The 14,449-nt window shown below is 60.0% G+C and carries 14 protein-coding genes; 10 read left to right on the forward strand and 4 right to left on the reverse strand.

Annotated features, from left to right (window positions below; genetic code table 11):
* Nucleotides 1-8 precede the first annotated feature (8 nt).
* The 5 genes from M1D87_RS09740 (at nucleotide 9) to M1D87_RS09760 (ending at nucleotide 5,535) form a co-directional block, all read left to right on the forward strand.
* Nucleotides 9-2,309, forward strand: a complete 2,301-nt coding sequence (locus M1D87_RS09740; RefSeq protein ID WP_123083644.1) for a fatty acid cis/trans isomerase — start codon at nucleotides 9-11, stop codon at nucleotides 2,307-2,309.
* A gap of 235 nt (nucleotides 2,310-2,544) precedes the next feature.
* On the forward strand, nucleotides 2,545-3,579 hold the full coding sequence (locus M1D87_RS09745) for an acyltransferase family protein (RefSeq protein WP_123083643.1): 1,035 nt from the start codon (nucleotides 2,545-2,547) through the stop codon (nucleotides 3,577-3,579).
* 58 nt (nucleotides 3,580-3,637) lie between these two features.
* Nucleotides 3,638-4,222, forward strand: coding sequence for a Fe-S biogenesis protein NfuA (gene nfuA / locus M1D87_RS09750; RefSeq protein ID WP_003250416.1), 585 nt, complete (start codon nucleotides 3,638-3,640; stop codon nucleotides 4,220-4,222).
* Between the two features lie 221 nt (nucleotides 4,223-4,443).
* Nucleotides 4,444-5,052 carry an SCO family protein gene (locus M1D87_RS09755; protein ID WP_024086651.1) on the forward strand — a complete coding sequence of 203 codons (609 nt, stop codon included), beginning with the start codon at nucleotides 4,444-4,446 and terminating at the stop codon, nucleotides 5,050-5,052.
* A complete protein-coding gene (locus M1D87_RS09760; protein WP_013971950.1) occupies nucleotides 5,053-5,535 on the forward strand; it encodes a copper chaperone PCu(A)C in 483 nt (160 codons plus the stop codon).
* 127 nt (nucleotides 5,536-5,662) lie between these two features.
* Here M1D87_RS09760 and M1D87_RS09765 read toward each other — a convergent pair whose 3' ends face one another.
* Nucleotides 5,663-5,890, reverse strand: a complete 228-nt coding sequence (locus M1D87_RS09765) for a hypothetical protein (protein ID WP_003260451.1) — start codon at nucleotides 5,888-5,890, stop codon at nucleotides 5,663-5,665.
* A gap of 535 nt (nucleotides 5,891-6,425) precedes the next feature.
* On the opposite strand from M1D87_RS09765, the gene speD reads away from it, so the two are divergent.
* Genes speD through dinB form a run of 5 tightly spaced genes read left to right on the forward strand, consistent with a single transcriptional unit; the run spans nucleotide 6,426 to nucleotide 12,565 of the window.
* Nucleotides 6,426-6,815: an adenosylmethionine decarboxylase gene (speD, locus tag M1D87_RS09770; protein WP_061305659.1), complete on the forward strand. Its 390-nt coding sequence runs from the start codon at nucleotides 6,426-6,428 to the stop codon at nucleotides 6,813-6,815.
* Nucleotides 6,799-8,205, forward strand: a complete 1,407-nt coding sequence (locus M1D87_RS09775; protein WP_123083642.1) for a coproporphyrinogen-III oxidase family protein — start codon at nucleotides 6,799-6,801, stop codon at nucleotides 8,203-8,205. Before speD ends, M1D87_RS09775 begins: the two co-directional genes overlap by 17 nt.
* A 14-nt stretch (nucleotides 8,206-8,219) precedes the next feature.
* Nucleotides 8,220-9,437, forward strand: a complete 1,218-nt coding sequence (locus tag M1D87_RS09780) for an MFS transporter (RefSeq protein ID WP_061302704.1) — start codon at nucleotides 8,220-8,222, stop codon at nucleotides 9,435-9,437.
* Nucleotides 9,415-11,463 (forward strand): Orn/Lys/Arg family decarboxylase, encoded by a 2,049-nt coding sequence (locus M1D87_RS09785; RefSeq protein ID WP_259677046.1) that lies wholly within the window; start codon nucleotides 9,415-9,417, stop codon nucleotides 11,461-11,463. The genes M1D87_RS09780 and M1D87_RS09785 overlap by 23 nt, the downstream gene beginning before the upstream one ends.
* On the forward strand, nucleotides 11,456-12,565 hold the full coding sequence (gene dinB / locus M1D87_RS09790) for a DNA polymerase IV (protein ID WP_232881095.1): 1,110 nt from the start codon (nucleotides 11,456-11,458) through the stop codon (nucleotides 12,563-12,565). The genes M1D87_RS09785 and dinB overlap by 8 nt, the downstream gene beginning before the upstream one ends.
* Here dinB and M1D87_RS09795 read toward each other — a convergent pair.
* From M1D87_RS09795 to M1D87_RS09805, 3 genes are read right to left on the reverse strand one after another with little or no spacing between them, the layout of a single operon-like run.
* Nucleotides 12,513-13,415 (reverse strand): AraC family transcriptional regulator, encoded by a 903-nt coding sequence (locus tag M1D87_RS09795; RefSeq protein ID WP_123083639.1) that lies wholly within the window; start codon nucleotides 13,413-13,415, stop codon nucleotides 12,513-12,515. The two genes, dinB and M1D87_RS09795, sit on opposite strands and share 53 nt — an antisense overlap.
* Nucleotides 13,412-13,726 (reverse strand): AzlD domain-containing protein, encoded by a 315-nt coding sequence (locus tag M1D87_RS09800; protein WP_003260448.1) that lies wholly within the window; start codon nucleotides 13,724-13,726, stop codon nucleotides 13,412-13,414. Before M1D87_RS09800 ends, M1D87_RS09795 begins: the two co-directional genes overlap by 4 nt.
* Entirely contained in the window at nucleotides 13,723-14,415 is a 693-nt protein-coding gene (locus tag M1D87_RS09805) for an AzlC family ABC transporter permease (protein WP_013971958.1), read from the reverse strand. The genes M1D87_RS09800 and M1D87_RS09805 overlap by 4 nt, the downstream gene beginning before the upstream one ends.
* Between the last annotated feature and the right edge of the window lie 34 nt (nucleotides 14,416-14,449).

Consider the following 14,449-nt stretch of genomic DNA (forward strand, 5'->3'; position numbering starts at 1 on the left):
TTCCGCACATGGTGCATCGTATTCTTGCCGGCGTTTTCGCCCTGCTCATGAGCAGTGTGGCGTTCGGGCAAGCCCCCCAGTCGAGCCCGGCTATTTCCTACACCCGGGATATTCAACCGATCTTCACCGAGAAATGCGTGGCCTGCCACGCCTGCAACGACGCCGCCTGCCAGCTGAAGCTGGAAAGCCCCGAAGGCGCGGTACGCGGCGCCACCAAGGTGCCGGTGTATCAGGGCGAGCGCAGCAAGGCAGTGCCCACCACGCGGCTGTTCTACGATGCCCACAGCGAGGGCGAGTGGCGCAAGAAGGGCTTTTACTCCGTGCTCGACAACCAGGGCAGCCAGGCCGCGCTGATGGCGCGCATGCTCGAGCTGGGGCACAAGACCCCGCTCACGCCCAATGCCAAGCTGCCCGAGGAAATCGTCCTGGGCCTGAACCGCAACAACATGTGCCCGTTGCCGCAAGAGTTCGATGCCTATGCCGGTGCCCATCCCAAGGAAGGCATGCCGCTGGCGGTGACCGGCCTGACCGACAAGGAATACGACACCATGCGCCGCTGGTTGGCCGCCGGTGCACCGGTCGAGTACCAGCCGATCAAGCCAAGCGCGGCCGAAGCCAAGCAGATTGCCGACTGGGAAGAGCTGCTCAACCGCCCGGGTTCCACCGAGGCGCTGGTCGGCCGCTGGCTGTACGAGCACCTGTTCCTGGCGCACATCTACTTCGTCGGTGGCGAGCAGGGCCACTTCTTCCAGTGGGTACGTTCGCGTACACCGAGCGGTCAGCCGGTCGACCTGATCGCCACGCGCCGCCCCAATGACCCGCCGGGCACCGACTTCTACTACCGGTTGATCCCGGTGCAGGGCGTGATCGTGCACAAGACGCACATCACCTATCCGATGGGGCCGCAGAAGCTCAAGCGGGTCAAGCAACTGTTCTACGCCGGCGACTGGCATGCCACTGCGCTGCCAGGCTACGGCCCGCGCCACCGGGCCAACCCGTTCGAAACCTTCGAAGCGATCCCGGCAGTGGCGCGCTACCAGTTCATGCTGGATAACGCCGAGTACTTCGTGCGCACCTTCATCCGTGGCCCGGTATGCCGTGGGCAGATTGCCACCGACGTGATCCGCGACAACTTCTGGGCGTTGTTCCAGGAGCCGGCCCACGACCGCTACATCACCGATGCCAAGTACCGTGGCGAGGCCACGCCGCTGCTGGCCATGCCTGGGCAAATCGATGACGTGGGCAGCGTGCTGAGCCTGTGGCACGCCTACCGTGACAAGCGCAACGAGTACGAAAAACTGCGCCGCGAAGCCTACGCCGACATGCCGGCCCCGGGCTGGGCGACGTTGTGGGCCGGTAACGACAACGCGTTGCTGAGCATTTTCCGCCACTTCGACAGCGCCTCGGTGACCAAGGGCCTGATCGGTGATGTGCCGCTGACCGTGTGGCTGTTCGACTACCCATTGTTCGAGCGCACCTATTACCAGCTGGCGGTCAACTTCGATGTGTTCGGCAACGTCTCGCACCAGTTGCAGACGCGCCTGTACTTCGACCTTATCCGCAACGGCGCCGAGGTCAACTTCCTGCGCCTGATGCCGGCCGACCAGCGCAAGGCGATCCTCGGCGACTGGTACCAGAACAGCGGCAAGGTAAAGATGTGGATGGATTATGAAGACATCGACACCGACACCCCGAGCGGCATCCAGCTCGACCCGCGCAACCCCAAGCGCGACTTCGGCCTGAAGCTTCTGCAGCGTACCGGCAGCCTGAATGCCGCGCCTGACCCCATCAACCGCTGCCAGGGCGCGTTCTGTTCACGGCCGCAGGTCAGCGAAGAGTTCCGCAATGCCGAGCAGTCGCTCAGCCGCCTGGTGTCGCGCCCGGCTGCCGGGTTGAAGGTGATCAACCAGCTGCCCGAGGCAACCATGCTGCGCATCGAAGGGCAGGGCGGCCAGCGCCAGGTGTACAGCCTGCTGCGCAACCGCGCGCACAGCAACGTGGCGTTCCTGCTGGGCGAGGCGTACCGCTACCAGCCGGGGCTGGATACCCTGACCCTGTACCCGGGCGTGCTCAGCAGCTACCCCAACTTCATCTTCAACATCCCGACCAAGGATGTGCCCGAGTTCGTCGAGGACATGGAGTATGCGAAAGATGACCCGGCCAGGTTCGAGCGCATCGTCATGCGCTGGGGTGTGCGTCGCAGTCACCCTGAGTTCTGGCGCTACTTCCATGACCTGAACAGCTTCATCAAGGAGACCGAACCGGTCGAGGCGGGCGTGCTGGACATGAACCGCTACGAGAACCTCTGATCGGTTGGGCTGACCTTTCCGATTACCCTGCGGTCGGACTTGCTGGGTGGTCCTGATCGATTGCAAGGGGGCTGCTTTGCAGCCCTTCGCGGGTAAACCCGCTCCCACAGGTATGGCACCGCTCTCGAGGTCAGCGCTAACCCTGTGGGAGCGGGTTTACCCGCGAACGAGCGCGTAGCGCTCGCCCCTGCATTCGAGCCTGGGCCTCAATGCACCGGCAACTGCAGGGTTCTCCATGCTGTATTCGCTTCAGGCACTGCGGGCGTTCGCCGCCTGGGTGGTGGTCTGCCACCATTTCATGCAGATCTTCTTCGACTTCCAAGCCTCCGGCCCCATCGGCCAACTGCTCACCGACCGCGGTGCCGCAGGCGTCGATATCTTCTTCGTCATCAGCGGGCTGGTCATCTACCTGTCGACCCGCGACAAGGCCATCGAGCCCCGCCAGTTCCTGCTCAACCGGGCGCTGCGTATCGTTCCGGCCTACTGGTTCTACACGGCGCTGATGGCAACCCTGCTGTTGGCCTTCAGCCAATGGATACCGCACCAGGCATTCACCTGGCACCACCTGCTGCTGTCGCTGCTGTTCATCCCGGCGGAAAACCCCGGTGGCTACGGCTTGTACCCGACCCTGAACGTGGGCTGGACGCTGAACTTCGAGATGTTCTTCTATCTGCTGTTCGGCCTGGCCTTTCTGGTGCGCCAGCGTCATCACCAGTTGCTGGTCACCGCCGCGCTGCTGCTGGCAAGCGAGATACTGGGCAGGCTGGGCGTGCTCAGCCGCTTCTACAGCAACGACATCATCTACGAATTCCTGCTCGGCATCGGCCTGGGCGTGCTGCACCGTCGCGGGCTGATTCACCAGGGCCGCTGGCTGCCGTTGGCCTTGCTGGCGGTGGCGGGTCTTGCCATCTACCACCTGGACGCTTCCCGGCGCTTGCTGCACTGGGGCGTGCCGAGCGCAATGATCGTGCTGGCCTTCGTCGCCCTGGAGCCGGTGTTCCGCGGCAACCGGGTGCTCAAGGCGCTGGGCGACTGTTCGTATTCGGTGTACCTGGTCCATGTGCTGGTGCTGTACGCCGGCTGGTTCGCCAGCCAGCGCCTGCAGTTGAACCCGTACCTGGTGTTTGCTCTGTGCGTGCCGTCCATTGGACTAATGTCGTGGTTCAGCTACCAGTGGCTGGAGCGCGGCCTGTACCGGCGCATGCAGGCCTGGCTGGCGGCGCCACGGGGGCGGGCCCCTGAATATGCGCTTTCCCGAGTCAAATACTAGGACTTTGTTCGAAGGCCGGGTTGGCGTACACTTGGCCGCAAGTCTGTGAGGAACCTACATGAGCGCTATAACCATTACCGACGCCGCCCATGACTACCTGGCCGATCTGCTCTCCAAGCAGAACACGCCTGGCATCGGCATTCGCATTTTCATCACCCAGCCGGGCACCCAGTACGCCGAAACCTGCATCGCCTACTGCAAGCCGGGCGAAGAGAAGCCTGACGACACCGCCGTGGGTCTGAAGAGCTTCACCGCTTATCTGGACGCGGTCAGCGTGCCGTTCCTGGAAGACGCACTGGTCGACTATGCCACCGACCGCATGGGTGGCCAGCTGACCATCAAGGCGCCGAATGCCAAGGTGCCGATGGTCAACGAAGACAGCCCGATCAACGAGCGCATCAACTATTACCTGCAGACCGAGATCAACCCCGGCCTGGCCAGCCACGGCGGCCAGGTGAGCCTGGTGGATGTGGTCGACGACGGTATTGCCGTGCTGCAGTTCGGTGGTGGTTGCCAAGGCTGTGGCCAGGCCGATGTGACCCTGAAGGAAGGCATCGAGCGCACCCTGCTCGAGCGTATCCCCGAGCTCAAGGGCGTGCGTGACGTGACTGACCACAGTCAGAAAGAGAACGCCTACTACTGAGGATGACGCGCTCCTACAGGGATCGCGTTGAACACACTCCCTTAGCAACAAAGTGTTACTGTTTCAACCCCTGCGACAACAGGCCGCAGCCCGTATTCAAAGGGCTGCAGCCGATCCTTGCCTTCGTCGGGTAGAACCCCTCGGGGTGTCGTGCCAGAATGCCCCGGTTTTTCGACCGGCCCGTCCCGAGGGCCGGCACCTTCCCTGTAAAGGATGGTTTCATGAATGATCTATATACCCGGCGCGCAGTTGTCGCCGGGATGGGCGTTCTCGGGCTTGGCCTGCTCGCAGGCTGCAGCCCGGCCCGGGGGCTCGAGTTCAAGTACGGCAAGAACATGAGCAACGAAATCCTTGGGCGCAAGTTCAGCCTCAAGGACACCCAAGGCAATGTGCGCACCCTGTCGAGTTTCTACGGCAGCATGCCGATGATCTTCTTCGGCTTCACCCAGTGCCCGGCCGTGTGCCCGACCACCCTGGCGCGCGCGGCGCAAATCCGCAAGCTGCTGCGCGGCCGCGATCGCGACCTGTTCCAGGTGGTGTTGATTACCCTGGACCCGGAGCGCGACACCCCCGAGGTGCTCGATGCCTACGTGAAGGCGTTCGACCCGTCGTTCACCGCGCTGACCGGCACCCCCGAGGAAATCGCCGCGGTGGCCAAGGAATTCAAGGTGTTCTACGAGAAAGTCCCGGCCGGTGATACCTATACCGTCTCTCACTCGTCCACCAGCTACGTCTACGATACGCGTGGCACCCTGCGCCTGAGCCTGGGCCATTCCCTGACCGCCCAGGAATGCGCCGAAGACCTGGTCACCCTGATGGAGATCTGCTGAATGTCGATGCAACCGATCAAGCACGGCCTGGCTGCCCTGGTCCTGATGGGCCTGGCGCTGCCGGCCCTAGCCCAGACCACCGTGAGCGACGCCTGGGTGCGGGCGACCGTGCCGCACCAGCAGTCCACCGGTGCCTTCATGACCCTGACCGCCAGCAGCGACAGCAAGCTGGTGGGCGTGGCTTCGCCTGTGGCCAAGACTGTGCAGGTGCACGAGATGACCATGAACGGTGATGTAATGGGCATGCGTGAGGTCAAGGCGGTCGAGTTACCGGCCGGCAAGGCGGTGACCCTCGACCCGAACAGCCTGCATGTGATGCTGATGGGCCTGAACAACCAGGTGAAGGAAGGCGAGAAAGTGCCGCTGACCCTGACCATCGAAGATGCCAAGGGGGCCAAGGAAACCCTGGACGTGCAGGCCGAAGTGCGTGCGCTCAACGCCGAGGCGGGCGGTGGGCATGATCACATGCACATGAAGCACTGATCAGGCTGAACCCTTTGGGGGCGCTTTGCGCCCCATCGCGACACAAGGCCGCTCCCACAGGAGAACGCGTATCCCCTGTGGGAGCGGCCTTGTGTCGCGATGGGCTGCCAGGCAGCCCCCGGTTCAATCAGCTGCGAAACTTGGGCAGCGGTCTGTCCAGGGTCAGCGAGGTCAGGGTCTTGCGGACCTGGGCCTCATCAGCCTCCAGAGCCTTGAGGCTTGCGCGGATCTTGCCGGCGGCGGGCACGTCGCCCTGCCGGTCGATCCAGTCGGCTATCTCCTTGCAGGCACTGCTCAGGCAGGCCTGGCGCTGGTTCATCAGCGACAGGAGGGTGGTGAGCTCTCTTTCGGACATGGCAGGATCCTCCATTCAGCCTTGTCAGTGTAGCAGAGGGTTAGCGCCGTACTGCTGCCTTTGCAGCAGGCGCAGATTCAGCGGCAAATGGCGGCTTCTGAGGCGCTGCAACAACTCGTTACTTATAAACAATGTGTTTAAAGTCGGTGTCGTTGCGATCTGTGCGGTATGCCAGTCGTAATTTTGAAGCGATGTACTGAAGTGCTCTGTTTCGCAGGGTTGCCCATTCGGCAATGTCCCGCCTCCATGAAGTGTATTTGTAGGAATGTTCCTGGGTCTTGGTCCGAGCCACTCACAGGCTGTGGCGCTGTTACAACTTGGATGTTGAGTGTGATACTGGATTAGCCTTAGGTTTTAGTTGCCCAAGCGATGCAAGGGTAATTCCAAAAACCTGAAAGGAGTTCACACATGAAATCTGCAATCGAGCTGTTCAAGACCCATGTAACCGGTGTCACCACCAAAGGTGTGTGCATGTGGTGAGCAAGGGGGCGGCTTTGTGCCGCCCCTTTATTTTCCTTGAGCAGGAGCACGCTTTATGGATGATCGTGGCTACCACACCATTTGGGATATCACGGGTGCTAGTTCAAAGTTGCTGAGCAATGATAGCAAATTGCATCGCTTTTTTCTGACCGCGTTGCAGGCGTCAGGGTTTAACATCATAAGCGATATGATTCACAAATTTTCCTCAGGGGGCGAGGGTGTCACCGGGATTTTTCTGTTATCGGAGTCTCACCTCTCTTACCATACTTATCCTGAGCGCGAATACATCAGTATCGATGTATACACGTGTGGAAAAAATAATGATTTGATCAATGATCGGATTTTGGGTTTTTTTGGTGCGGACGTACAGGTCAACAAAAGAACCTTGCTGCGCGGCAGTGCAATAGCTGACCGGCTGGGAGGGGAACATGCAGTTGCTCGATAGAGGGGTGTTGAAGTTTGATTATCAGTTTCCGCTGTACAATTTTTTCTTTCCGTCGCAAGCATGCAATGTCTACCAGCCGGCCCCGTATCAGTTCGCTGAGATGATGTCCGCAGCCAATCAGGCTTCGCGTTCACGCGCCTTGTACTTTCACATCCCTTTTTGTGAGGCCATTTGTTCGTTCTGCCCGTTTACCCGGGGTCTGTACAAGAGTGCCAGTGACATAGACCGCTATACACAGGCACTGATTAGCGAAATCGAGTACAAAGCGCAAGCAATGGACTTTAGGGCGGTCCCGGTCAGGGCCATATTTTTTGGCGGTGGGACACCGTCACTGCTGTCGCCGCGAAACATCCACGATATTGGCGAGGTGCTGCATCGTCATTTTGATATGTGCGATGTGCAGGAGTTTTCATTCGAGTTCAGTGTTACAAGTGTCACCGAGGAGCGAGCTCGTGCACTGGCTGCCATTGGTGTGACCCATGCGCGGTTTGGCTTGCAAACGACGGATCGCGAATGGCGACAGCTGTTCAACCTTGACCCGGACATAGGCAAAATTGAACGCACGGCCGAGCTGTTGAATAGCCAATTTGAGCATGTGCTCTGTGACATCCTTTATGGCATGAACGGCAGTAACGAGCAGCAGACGCTTGCCGACATTGACAAGGCAGTGGCGATAGGAGTCAGCAATATCGACATCTATCCCATCAACAACGCTGCAACATCCGTCAAATTGCACAGGCAGATCAAATCCCGCTTTGCAGACGTAATGCCAGCCATGCGCAAGCTCAATATGAAGTTCATGCTCGATGAGCACCTGCGCCAATATGGCTATATTCCCTACAACGGTCACGGCTATGTGCGCAGGCCCAGGGCTGGCAGTGCGCTGTTTGCCGAAGATTACTCCTTCATCTATCACGAGCATGTCTACGGCTATGCCGATCATGACCTGCTGGGCTTCGGTGTGGGGGCTATCTCGTCGGTGGCGGAGCATGTCATTACCAATATTTCATCTCGCGAAAAATACACCCGAGGCATGGCGCAAGGGGAGCACTTGTGCCAAGTGAGCAGGCATGACCCGATGCTGGATGTGGTTAAGCCGCTGGTAGTTCGCCTGGCGTATCACGGTTCAGTCGACAAACGCCTGGTTGAACTGGGCCGCATGCCCGAAGCGCTGATGCGGCGGCTTGATGAATTGATACAGGCAGGCCTGGTGCTTGAGGACTCACGGTTCTATCGGCTGACGCGGCTCGGTTGGCTCTGGTACAGCAACATCATGTTCTACCTGATGCCAGCAAGTGAGCAGGACATTCTCAGGAAGCTGGTTTTCGAGCGGCTTGATGTGCCTGGGCGAGACATCACCGAGCACGAGTTGATCTATACCGCTGGCTGAGGAAAACATAAGGTATGCACGCGCTGAATCTTAACTACGGAACGCGATCGCTGGCGTTTGGCTACGGATTTTCCAAATGTGGTGAGTTTGCTTTCGAAGCCGCGTTTGCCGTGGCCATTGTGTCCCTCACCGATGCTGATCTGCTGTTGATAGGCATCGCCTATTTTTTTCGTTACTTGCCAAGCGTCGTATTTTCCCCATTGGGTGGCTGGTTGGCAGATAACGCCGAAAAAAAGAAAACACTGTTGGCAGTCGAGGTTGCCAAAGGCCTTTTGGCGCTTGCCTTCTTTGCCTTGTTCGGCCTGTTCACCCCGGTACTACCTGTATTGGTTGGTCTTGCAATGGTCATGACGGCGCTCGAGTGCCTCTATGTGCCGACATTTCGCGCGTATTTTCCGGACATTGTTGCAACGGACCAGTTGGCCTCGGTCAACAGCGGTGTCCAGGTGATCGAGGATGCTGCCTCGATTATCGGCCCGCTGGTTTTTTCGGTCTGCGTAATAGTGCTTTCTCGCGAAGCAACGTTCTTGTTTTTTGCGACATGTCTGGTGCTGTCGGCTATCTCCATCGCCACATTGGGGCCAGGTAGGCAAAGTGCCAGGCAAGCCTTCGATGGGCGTGCCATCGTCCGCGATGCTGCACGCAGTGTTTGTCAGCTAAGGGGCAGCAATGCACCGTTGTTTGCCGTTATTGGTTGCACCACGCTCTGCGCGATGTTTGCCACGTCGGTGATTCGCTTCATCCTTCCGGCTTCGGTGCTGGAGCATTTCGCTTCCGAGGCAGCGGTAGGTTACGTACTTTCATTGCTTGCAGCGGGTACTGTTCTGGGGGGCGTGCTCTACACACGTTTCAATCCGCGCACAACCGCACGATTGGTGTTGCGTTATTGGCTGCTATACGGCGCATTGTTTTTGGCTGCAGCAGTGGCGCTGCAGATCAACAGCTGGCTGTTTCTGTCGGTCTTGTTCCTGGTCGGCTTGATCGGTGCATTTGTCGATATCGCTATCGTGACCAACATCCAGTGCTTGTCGAATGAGCATGAGGTGGGCAGGAATTTTTCCCTTTATTACTTCACGGCCGTCATTGGTGATGCCGTTTCAGGCCTGGTTGCCAGTTTGGTGTTTGTGCTTGCGGGGCCGGCAACCTTCATCTGGATGACGCTGATGCTGTTCATCGCGCCTGTGCACTGGAACCTGAAAGGAAATGCCGATGACACCGACAATCGTATATAGCGTGGCGCTCGATGTTGACGCATGGGACGGTGTGCTGACTGCGCCCTTTCATACGTCAGCTAATCTCGCACTCGCTTCTGCCTTGTTCTTGACGCCGGAGGATGCGCTGCAAGCGATTGTACTTGAGGCGGTTACGCGCTGGCGTTTACCACTTTTCATTGCCTCGGAAGGTGTGAATGGCCTGGCAGACGGCGATGAGCGAAGGCTGAGCGTGCCGCTGTCGGAGCCTGACAGGGCCCGGCTAATGGCGGCTGCACTCACCTTTGAACACCAGGTACTGCCTCCCTTCACACGTGCGGTTGCGTCTTTTGTCGACATGCGTCGGCCAACCTTTGCCTGCCCAGGTCACCAGGGAGGAGCCTGTTTGCAGCAGCATCCCGCTGGAGCCCGTTTCAGGCAGTTGCTGGGGCCTGAAGTGTTCCACGTGGATGTACCCCATGCAGCGCCTGAACTGGGTGATGTATTAGGCCACGAAGGCCCGGTCCAAGAGGCCGAGCAATTGGCTGCAAGGGTTTTTGGTGCTGACGATACCTGGTTCGTGCTCAATGGCACGTCCACTGCCAACAAGGTCGTTGCCAGTGCGCTGTTGGCAGCTGGCGACCTGGTGCTGATGGATCGCAACAACCACAAGTCGGTGTTTCTCGGTGCCTTGGTCCAGTGCGGCGCTTTGCCGGTGTACCTGGATAATGTGCGAGATGAGCGGGGGCTGCTGGGTGGCTACCGATTAGGTGCCCTGGATGAGGGCCACTTGCGCAGCCGGGTGGGGCAGATTTGTGAGCGCCGGGCGGGAGAACCCAGGCCCTTTCGTCTGGCGGTAATCCAGCAGGCGACTTGTGATGGGGTGGTGGTCGATGCTGCGGCAATATTGGCGCGAATTGGGCATCTATGTGAATACGTACTGTTCGATGGCGCCTGGGCTGGGTATGAACCTTTCGTTCCCGCACTGGCCGAGTTATCGCCGCTGGGCGTGCAATTGACTGACAGCTCTCCCGGCATTGTTGTGACGCAATCGGTGCACAAGCAGATGTCAGGGCTTTCCCAGACTTCACAGATTCACAAGAAAGACCAGCATATCAGCCACCTGCGCCGTTATTGCACACGGCCAATGTTCAACGCAGCATTCATGCAGCACGCTTCGACCAGCCCGTCGTATCCCTTGTTCATGTCGCTGGAAGTGAATGCAGCCATACTCGCCGACGGTGAGGGCGAGCGCCACTGGCGGCAAGCGCTGGCCACTGCGCACGCGTTGCGCGATCAGGTCGTACACCGTTGTCGGTTGATCCGGCCACTGATGCCGCCTGTATTGCAGACTTCGCTTGAATACCAGGCGCAGGGTGTGTTGGCCATAGAGCCTGGCTTGCACTATGTCGACCCATGCAAAGCCATCTTCACCACCCGAGGGCAGTCAGAGATTCCGGCATGCATTGTTGCCCAGTATCTGCGAGATTGCGGTTTTACTCCGGAGAAAACAGACTTCTTCACGTTTACCCTGTTGATGACACCGTCCAGCGACAGTGCCACCTTGAACAGGTTGGTGGACGCTTTGGAGGATTTCGAAGCGCATTGGCTCAATGGCACTGCGGTGCTGCAACTGCTGCCTTCGCTACGTGCGGCTTCGGCACCCTATCAGGGCCTGTCCATCGCTGAGCTAGGGGAGCGCATCAGAGCGCTCTATCGCATACATCAGGTTGAGCTGCGGCAGAGTGAGATTTTCAGTGCCATGGGCGCTGCGCAGGAAAATTGCTCCCCTTACCAGGCCAACCAACGGTTCGTGCGTGGAGAGGCCAGCTTGCAGAGGATCTCGGAGGTTGCAGGCAGGGTTGCGGCAGAAGGCGTTATTCCCTACCCACCCGGGATCATGTGCATCGCTCCCGGTGAGTGCTGGACAGCTACGTTGGTTGGCTATCTGCAAGCAGTGGAGGATTTGTCTGCGCAGTACCCCGAATTCGCGCCGCACATTCAGGGTGTGCACAGGATTGGCGATGCCGATGGTTCGGTCTTGTTCGGAGTGTTCGTGCTTGACTGAGCGCTCTCAACCGCTGGGTGGCGCACTCACGCAACCGCAAGGTCAAGGACGTAAGTTCATTCACGTCGACATGGACTCCTACTTCGTCGCCGTCGAACTGCTGGATGCCCCATGGCTGCGTGGGCGGCCGGTCGCTGTCGGTGGCAAGGCGATAGACAGGGGAGTGATCAGTACATCCAACTATGTTGCCAGGCGGTTTGGTGTCAGAAGTGGAATGGCAACTGCCACTGCGCAACGTCTATGTCCGGATTTGGTGCTATTGCCTGTGCGCTTCGAGCGGTATGAGGCAGTGACTCGCAGGCTGGAGGACATTTTTCGGCGTTATACCCCAGGCGTCGAGTTTTTCTCGCTGGATGAGGCCACGCTGGATGTGACAGGGCAGATGCACTGCAATGGTTCGGCAACGCATATGGCAAGCCGCATCCGGGCTACGATCGAGCAGGAACTGCAGTTGACAGCCTCCGCGGGTGTCGCGCCTTTGAAGTATCTGGCGAAAATGGCTTCGGAAGTGAACAAACCCAATGGCCAGTTCGTCATTGCACCCGATCAGGTGCAGGCTTTTCTCGCCAATGTGGATATTCGCAAGATCCCTGGGGTGGGGCCCAGGACATGGGGCGTGTTGCAGGCTTTAGGATGTCTGAAATGTACTGATGTTACTGACGACATGATACCGGCTCTGTTGCGGCACCTTGGTGCGCACGGTTTCTATGTGTGGGAGCGTTGCCGAGGCTTGGAGGGCTATGAAGGGAAGCCCGGAGGTGTCCAGTCCTTGGGAGTCGAACATACGTTGCCCTGCGACTGTGATGACTTTGCCAGTTGTGCCAGAGAGCTGGATGGATTGCTGGCGGCCTTAACCATCCGCCTGGAAGCGCTTGGCCCTACGCCGCCCATTGTCAGGAATCTGGTCAAACTCAAGTTCTCCGATTTCTCCATTGCCAGTGCCGAGGCGCCCGCCCTGACTTTACAGCCGCAGGTCATACAGGGGCTATGTCGCATGCTTTGGGATACCAAACGGCAAGGGCGAGCGGTGCGTCTGGTAGGTGTTGCCGTCAGGATTCGAAGGAGTCTGCCGGACCCCTTGCAGCTCGAGCTGGCGTTTTGAGTCGCTTGGTTGGCACGATCGAATGAACACATGCTTGCCGATAGGCCCCCGGCGACACACCGTAAGCCTGCTTGAACTGCCGGCTCAAATGGCTCTGGTCGGCAAACCCCAGGTCGAACGCCACGTCCGAGGCAGCCCAGCCACGCTTGAGCATTTCCCGCGCACGGGCCAGGCGCCGCTGTTTCAACCAGGCATGTGGCGGCAGGCCGGTGGCCTGACGGAACACCCGGGCGAAGTGGAACGGTGACAGGTTGACAGCCGCCGCCAGAGCTTCGAGCGAGGGTGGGTCGGCCAGTTGGCTTTCCAGCAGCTCACGGGCGCGGGCCACTGCCAGCGGTTCGTGGCCAGGGGCGGCAGGTTCGGCGCATTGCCCGTGCCGTTGCACCAGGGCCAGCACCGCCTGGCGCCAGGCGGTCTGCTGCTGCAGGGCACTGGCGCCGGCTTCGGACAGCTGGTGCAACTGGCTGAAGGCAAGCGCCAGGGCCGGGTCGTGGATCACGCTGTCCTTGAAGCTGGGCATGCCGTGGCGGCCCAGTTCCAGTTCGTCGAGCACCCCGGTTACCCGTTCATGTTCCGGGTAGAACCCTCGGTAGCGCCAGCCCGCTTCGTGGGCGGTGGCCCCGGTGTGCAGCTCGTCGGGGTTGATCAGCACCATGCTGCCGACCGGCGCCAGGTGCTCGCTGCCGCGATGCCAGAAGCGCTGGGCGCCCGACTCGATCACGGTGAACACATAGCCTTCATGCACATGCGGTGCGAAGCGCTGCTGGAAATAGCGCGCGTGCAGCATCTCGACGTCGCCCAGTGCCGGCGCCTGCCAGAGGTGTGTCTGTTCGCGCAGGGGCGTGCTCATGCCAGCCAGCTGCGCAAGAGGAAGAAGATCAACATGCTCACCAGCATGCTCAGCAACACGCTGCGGGTCAACAGCACCAGGGCGATGGCCACCAGCGAACCCAGCAGGTAAGGGTTGAGTAGGCTCAGGTCCAGCTGGTGCTCGGGCATGAAGATGATCGGGCCGCATATCGCGGTGAGCATGCCTGGCACGGCAAACCCGAGGAACTGCCTGGCGTTGGAGCTCAGGCGCAAGGGCAGGCGCGGCTCCAGGAACGCATAGCGGTTGAGGAACACGATGGCGCCCATGGCAAGAATCAGGACCCAGGTCATGCGCGGGCTCCGGCGAATTTCTGGCAGACGAAACCGGCGCTCATGCCCAGCAGGCCTGCGGCCACCAGGGCGGTTTCCCAGTGCCAGTAGCTGAACAGCACCGAACAGAACAGCGACACTGCCACGCACACCAGCGTGGCCAGGTTGCGCACCAGCGGCGCGATCAGAGCGACGAAGGTGGCGACGATGGAAAAGTCCAGGCCGAGCTGGTCCAGGTGCGGAATGTTCTGCCCCAGCAGGATGCCGGCCAGGGTGAACAGGTTCCAGGCGACGTAGAAGGTCAGGCCCACGCCCAGGGCGTACCAGCGGTTGAACTGCTGCTGGTCGTACTGGCTGGTCAGGGCGAAGAACTCGTCGGTGAGCAGGAAGCCCAGGCCCAGGCGCCAGCGCAGCGGCTGGCTGGACAGCACCGGGCGCATCGTCAGGCCATACAGCAGGTGCTGCGAGGTCAGCAGCAGGGTAGTCAACAGGATCGACGCGAGGTTGGCGCCGCCCTTGAGCATGCCGATCGCCACCAGTTGCGCGGCACCGGCGAAGACGATGGCCGAAAGCCCTTGCCCCTCCCAGGCGCTGAGGTTGGCCTCGATGGCCATGGAGCCAGCCAGCAGGCCCCAGGGGGCAACGGCCAGGGACAACGGGAGAATGGCGATGGCGCCGTGGAGAAAGGCTTGGCGGGCGATGTGGGGCATGGTGGCTGCAGTGCGTGTACTTGGCAGGCCAGCA

It is taken from the genome of Pseudomonas sp. SA233 (genome assembly GCF_054792385.1).

Bases quoted from the DNA above. Each gene is read 5' to 3' on its own strand.
- M1D87_RS09740 (WP_123083644.1), top strand. From the start codon at position 9: ATGGTGCATCGTATTCTTGCCGGCGTTTTCGCCCTGCTCATGAGCAGT.
- M1D87_RS09745 (WP_123083643.1), top strand. From the start codon at position 2,545: ATGCTGTATTCGCTTCAGGCACTGCGGGCGTTCGCCGCCTGGGTGGTG.
- nfuA (WP_003250416.1), top strand. From the start codon at position 3,638: ATGAGCGCTATAACCATTACCGACGCCGCCCATGACTACCTGGCCGAT.
- M1D87_RS09755 (WP_024086651.1), top strand. From the start codon at position 4,444: ATGAATGATCTATATACCCGGCGCGCAGTTGTCGCCGGGATGGGCGTT.
- M1D87_RS09760 (WP_013971950.1), top strand. From the start codon at position 5,053: ATGTCGATGCAACCGATCAAGCACGGCCTGGCTGCCCTGGTCCTGATG.
- M1D87_RS09765 (WP_003260451.1), bottom strand. From the start codon at position 5,890: ATGTCCGAAAGAGAGCTCACCACCCTCCTGTCGCTGATGAACCAGCGC.
- speD (WP_061305659.1), top strand. From the start codon at position 6,426: ATGGATGATCGTGGCTACCACACCATTTGGGATATCACGGGTGCTAGT.
- M1D87_RS09775 (WP_123083642.1), top strand. From the start codon at position 6,799: ATGCAGTTGCTCGATAGAGGGGTGTTGAAGTTTGATTATCAGTTTCCG.
- M1D87_RS09780 (WP_061302704.1), top strand. From the start codon at position 8,220: ATGCACGCGCTGAATCTTAACTACGGAACGCGATCGCTGGCGTTTGGC.
- M1D87_RS09785 (WP_259677046.1), top strand. From the start codon at position 9,415: ATGACACCGACAATCGTATATAGCGTGGCGCTCGATGTTGACGCATGG.
- M1D87_RS09795 (WP_123083639.1), bottom strand. From the start codon at position 13,415: ATGAGCACGCCCCTGCGCGAACAGACACACCTCTGGCAGGCGCCGGCA.
- M1D87_RS09800 (WP_003260448.1), bottom strand. From the start codon at position 13,726: ATGACCTGGGTCCTGATTCTTGCCATGGGCGCCATCGTGTTCCTCAAC.
- M1D87_RS09805 (WP_013971958.1), bottom strand. From the start codon at position 14,415: ATGCCCCACATCGCCCGCCAAGCCTTTCTCCACGGCGCCATCGCCATT.